Annotated in this window: 5 protein-coding genes; 3 read left to right on the top strand and 2 right to left on the bottom strand. The window is 64.2% G+C overall.

What is annotated here, in order from left to right; all coding sequences use genetic code 11:
- Positions 1–623, top strand: a 623-nt coding sequence (locus EN749_RS31925) for a peptidoglycan -binding protein (protein WP_128364652.1), incomplete at its 5' end; no start/stop codon positions are given.
- A gap of 229 nt (positions 624–852) precedes the next feature.
- Entirely contained in the window at positions 853–1,281 is a 429-nt protein-coding gene (locus EN749_RS31920) for a hypothetical protein (RefSeq protein WP_127269091.1), read from the top strand.
- Positions 1,282–1,355: 74 nt separating this feature from the next.
- Here EN749_RS31920 and EN749_RS31915 read toward each other — a convergent pair whose 3' ends face one another.
- Positions 1,356–1,709, bottom strand: a complete 354-nt coding sequence (locus EN749_RS31915; RefSeq protein ID WP_127397799.1) for a DUF1304 domain-containing protein — start codon at positions 1,707–1,709, stop codon at positions 1,356–1,358.
- Between the two features lie 142 nt (positions 1,710–1,851).
- On the opposite strand from EN749_RS31915, the gene EN749_RS31910 reads away from it, so the two are divergent.
- Positions 1,852–3,339: a carboxypeptidase M32 gene (locus tag EN749_RS31910; protein ID WP_128364651.1), complete on the top strand. Its 1,488-nt coding sequence runs from the start codon at positions 1,852–1,854 to the stop codon at positions 3,337–3,339.
- A gap of 32 nt (positions 3,340–3,371) precedes the next feature.
- Here EN749_RS31910 and EN749_RS31905 read toward each other — a convergent pair.
- Positions 3,372–4,190, bottom strand: an 819-nt coding sequence (locus EN749_RS31905; protein WP_128364650.1) for an ATP-binding cassette domain-containing protein, incomplete at its 5' end; no start/stop codon positions are given.

Below are 4,190 nucleotides of genomic sequence, written 5' to 3'. Positions count from 1 at the left end.
GCCAGGTCGAGATCCTCAACCAGCAGATCGCGGCACTGCGCAAGCAGATCGGCGCGCTCGAGGATGCGCTCAACGTCTCCGAAATCCGCGACCGCGATTCCAACACCAAGATCGCCGACCTCGGCCGTCGCCTCAACGTCGCACTGGCACAGCGCGTGCAGGAGTTGAACCGCTACCGCTCCGACTTCTTCGGCCGCTTGCGCGAAATCCTCGCCGACCGAGAGAACATCCGTATCGTCGGCGACCGCTTCGTCTTCCAGTCGGAAGTGCTGTTCCCGACCGGCTCCGAGGTGATCAACGATGCCGGCAAGGTCGAGATGAAGAAGCTCGCCGACGCCATCATCGAGTTGCAGAAGGAAATCCCGCCCGAGATCAACTGGGTGCTGCGCGTCGACGGCCACACTGACAATAAGCCGCTCTCCGGCGCCGGCCGCTACCGCGACAATTGGGAGCTGTCGACGGCGCGTTCGACCTCGGTGGTGAAATTCCTGATCGAAAACGGCGTGCCTGCCAACCGGCTCGTAGCCGCCGGTTTCGGTGAGTTCCAGCCGCTCGACCCCGCCGACACCGAAGAGGCGCGCAATAAGAACCGCCGTATTGAACTGAAGCTCACCGAACGTTGATCCAAAATCACGCGAACTTGTTCGTCGGCTCAACTCTAGGGCGCAGATAGAGGCCGACAAGGCCTGAAAAGATTATCTTTTTTTAATTACACATTGTCGCAGGGCGATCCTAACTTGCCGCCCGGGCCGAGAACCGCCGGCGATGAACCCCCTCATCGCGACGCGACGGAACCGGACGGCCCAAGGCCGGAAGGCAACCGCCGCCTTCCTCTACAAGAGGAGACGCGTGATGCGCTCTTTCAAGACCTCGCTTAGAACTGCTACACTCACGGCGCTCCTCATCGCCGTTCCGCTTGCCGGCGCCTATGCCGCGGGCCATCACAAGGGCGCTCTCGACGCGGCCGATCCGACCGACATGACTGGCCCGCGTGTCGAGGCGCTTATCGCACAGGTGCAGGGCGTCCGGCAGGGCATCGTGGACGCAAGACAGGCCAACAACATCACCCCGGCCGTGGCGGAACGCCTGGAAATGCGCACGGCCCACATCGGTCAGGCGGCAGAGAAAGTCGCCGCGTCCGATCACGGCAGGATACCGGCCGCGCAATATCATGACCTGCTGCGCCGGCTCGACAATGTCGACCAGCGCCTGAGGGTCGATACCGGCAGCGGTTTCCTGATGGGCGACGGCGACGACGGCGGCAACTACCCGAACGGCTGAGACCACAGCGGCTGAAACGGTCCAAGAGGAAGGGACCACCTGGCGCTTTCGGGAGCCATCCCGCGGGCGTCCTTTTACCAGCCCAGCCAGACCGCGATCAGCGCGGCAATCGCCGGCACGGTCTGGATGAACAGGATCTTGCGGCCAACCGTTGCCGCGCCATAGAGGCCGGCAACAGCCACGCACAGCAGGAAGAAAACCTTGACCTGGAAACCGACCGCCCCGAGGTAAAGCCCCCAGATGAGGCCGGCGGCGAGGAAACCGTTATAGAGCCCCTGATTGGCGGCGAGCACTTTCGAGGCACTGGCGAATTCCGGGGTCAGGTTGAAAGCCTTGTGTCCGCGCGGCGTGTCCCACAGCACCATCTCCAGATAGACGATGTAGGCATGGATCAAGGCCACCAGCCCGACAAGGATGTTGCCGATCATTTTTTTCCCCCTTGATGTGTTGCCGGCAGCATTTCATGCGCGGCCTCGCCTGCGCAAGGTGCATCTGCCGGACGGCATCCGAGGGTTGCCAACGCATTTGCGTTGGTGTCTTTTCGCGCCGTCCCCAATCACGGAAGCCACCATGTCCTTTCAGAAACTCGATGATCTCGGCCACAAGCTCGAAGCGCTTGAGCATGCGCTGGCCATCCTCGGCGCCGACGAGGCCACCCACATGGCTGTCGGCGGTGGCGAGAAACGTGCCGAGGCGATGTCGGCACTCGCCGGCATGTATCACACCAGGGCAACGGCGCCGGAGATAGCGGACTGGATCGCCGCGGCCGAGCAGGAAGCATTGGGTGAAGAGCAGCGCACTGCGGTCTCGGAACTGCGGCGGCAATACACCAACCTGACCTGCCTGCCGGTCGAATTCGTCGAACGCCAGACGACCGCGCGCATGCGTTGCGAGCAACTGTGGCGCGGCCTGCGCGCCAAGAACGACTGGGCGGGCTTCCAGCCTGCGCTGGAGGGCGTCGTGGCGCTGGTGCGCGAGGAGGCGGCGCTGCGTGCCGATGTGCTCGGCCTAGCCCCCTATGACGCGCTGATGGAGCAATACGATCCTGGGAACCGCACCGCCGACATCACGCCTGTGTTCACCGACCTGAAGGCTTTTCTGAAAGGCTTCGTGCCTGAGGCGCTGGCTATCCAGGACGCACGGCTGCGCAAGCGCCCGCTGAAGCCGCTCTCAGGCACCTATGCGATCGACCGGCAGCGCGAGCTCGGCCTTGCCATGATGGCGGCGGTCGGCTTCGACCTGACGCACGGATCGCTGTCGGTGTCGCACCATCCTTTCTGCGGCGGCGTGCCGAGCGACGTGCGCATCACCACCCGCTACAAGACTACAGACTTCCTGTCGGCGCTGATGGGCGTGTTGCACGAGACCGGCCATGCGCTCTACGAACAGAACCTGCCGAAGGCATGGTCGCACTGGCCGCTCGGCAAGGCGCGCGGCATGGCCGTGCATGAAAGCCAGAGCCTGTTCGTCGAAAAACAGCTCGGCCGCAACCCGGCCTTCTGGAACTGGGCGCTGCCGGTGGTCGAAAAGCATCTCGGCGAAGCCTGGTCGCTCGACGATATCCTGCCGCATGTGCATCGCGTCGAGCGCGGCCTGATCCGTGTCGATGCCGACGAGGTGACCTATCCCCTGCATGTCATCCTGCGCTACGAACTGGAGCAGGAACTCGTCGCGGGCCGGCTGGAGGTGGGTGATCTGCCCGAAGCCTGGGACGCCAAGATGCGTGACTATCTCGGCCTCTCCACCATCGACAACCCCGCCGACGGACCGATGCAGGACGTGCATTGGCCAGGGGCCGCCTTCGGCTATTTCCCCTCCTATACGCTGGGCGCGATGATGGCGGCGCAGCAATGGGCAGCGCTGAAGCGGGATCATCCTGCCGCCGATGACGATCTCGCCAAAGGCAATTTCGAGGCGATCAACGAGTGGCGCCGCGAAAAAATCTGGTCGCAGGGATCACGCTGGTCGACGCCGGACCTGCTCGAACGCGCCACCGGCGAAAAGCTCAACGCCACCTATTTCGTGAACCATCTGAAGCAGCGATACGGAGCCGTATAGCGGCTTGCCGGCACAGCGGCAGATGTTTCTGCCTACTCAGCCGCGCCCCTGAAAGCACTGGCGCCGGTTTCGAACTGCAGCTTGGCCAGCCGCGCATAGATGCCGCCCTTGGCGACAAGGCTTTGATGCGTGCCTTCCTCGACGATCGAGCCGCCATCCATGACCAGGATCCTGTCGGCCTTCAGCACCGTTGCCAGGCGGTGGGCGATGACGATCGTGGTGCGGCCCTGCATCAGCCGTTCCAGCGCCGTCTGCACCAGCGTCTCGCTTTCGGCGTCGAGGGCGGAGGTGGCCTCGTCGAGCAGCAGGATCGGGGCGTCGCGCAGGATGGCGCGGGCGATCGCAACCCGCTGGCGCTGGCCGCCTGACAGCGTCACGCCGCGCTCGCCGACCTGGCTGTCATAGCCTTTTTCCAGCTTGAGGATGAATTCGTCGGCAAGTGCATCCTTCGCCGCCGTCTCGATTTCGGCCTTGCTGGCTCCCGGCCGGCCGAACCCAATATTGTCACGCGCGCTTGCCGCGAAGATGGTGACGTCCTGCGGCACGATCGCGATGCGCTGGCGGACCGAAACGGGATCAGCCTCGCGCACATCGACGCCATCGATCAGGATCTTGCCTGTTTCGGGATCGTAGAAGCGCAGGATCAGCGAAAACACCGTGCTCTTGCCGGCCCCTGACGGCCCGACGATCGCCACCGTCTCGCCCGGCATGACCTGAAAGCTCAAGCCATGCACGGCGGCACGGTCCGGCCTTGCCGGGTAGGAGAAGGAGACATTGTCGAAGGCGATCGCGCCCTTGGCGACGGCCGGCAGCGGCTTCGGATCGGCGGGAGCCTGGATCGCCGGCTTCTC

Origin of the sequence: Mesorhizobium sp. M7A.F.Ca.ET.027.02.1.1 (genome assembly GCF_004022985.1) — a bacterium.
Taxonomy (GTDB): Bacteria; Pseudomonadota; Alphaproteobacteria; order Rhizobiales; family Rhizobiaceae; genus Mesorhizobium.
The sequence above is the reverse complement of the archived record's forward strand: the minus strand, read 5'-3'. Positions and strand labels throughout refer to the sequence as shown.

Coding starts and splice junctions, on each gene's coding strand:
- EN749_RS31915 (WP_127397799.1), bottom strand. CDS start 1,709: ATGATCGGCAACATCCTTGTCGGGCTGGTGGCCTTGATCCATGCCTAC.
- EN749_RS31910 (WP_128364651.1), top strand. CDS start 1,852: ATGTCCTTTCAGAAACTCGATGATCTCGGCCACAAGCTCGAAGCGCTT.
- EN749_RS31920 (WP_127269091.1), top strand. CDS start 853: ATGCGCTCTTTCAAGACCTCGCTTAGAACTGCTACACTCACGGCGCTC.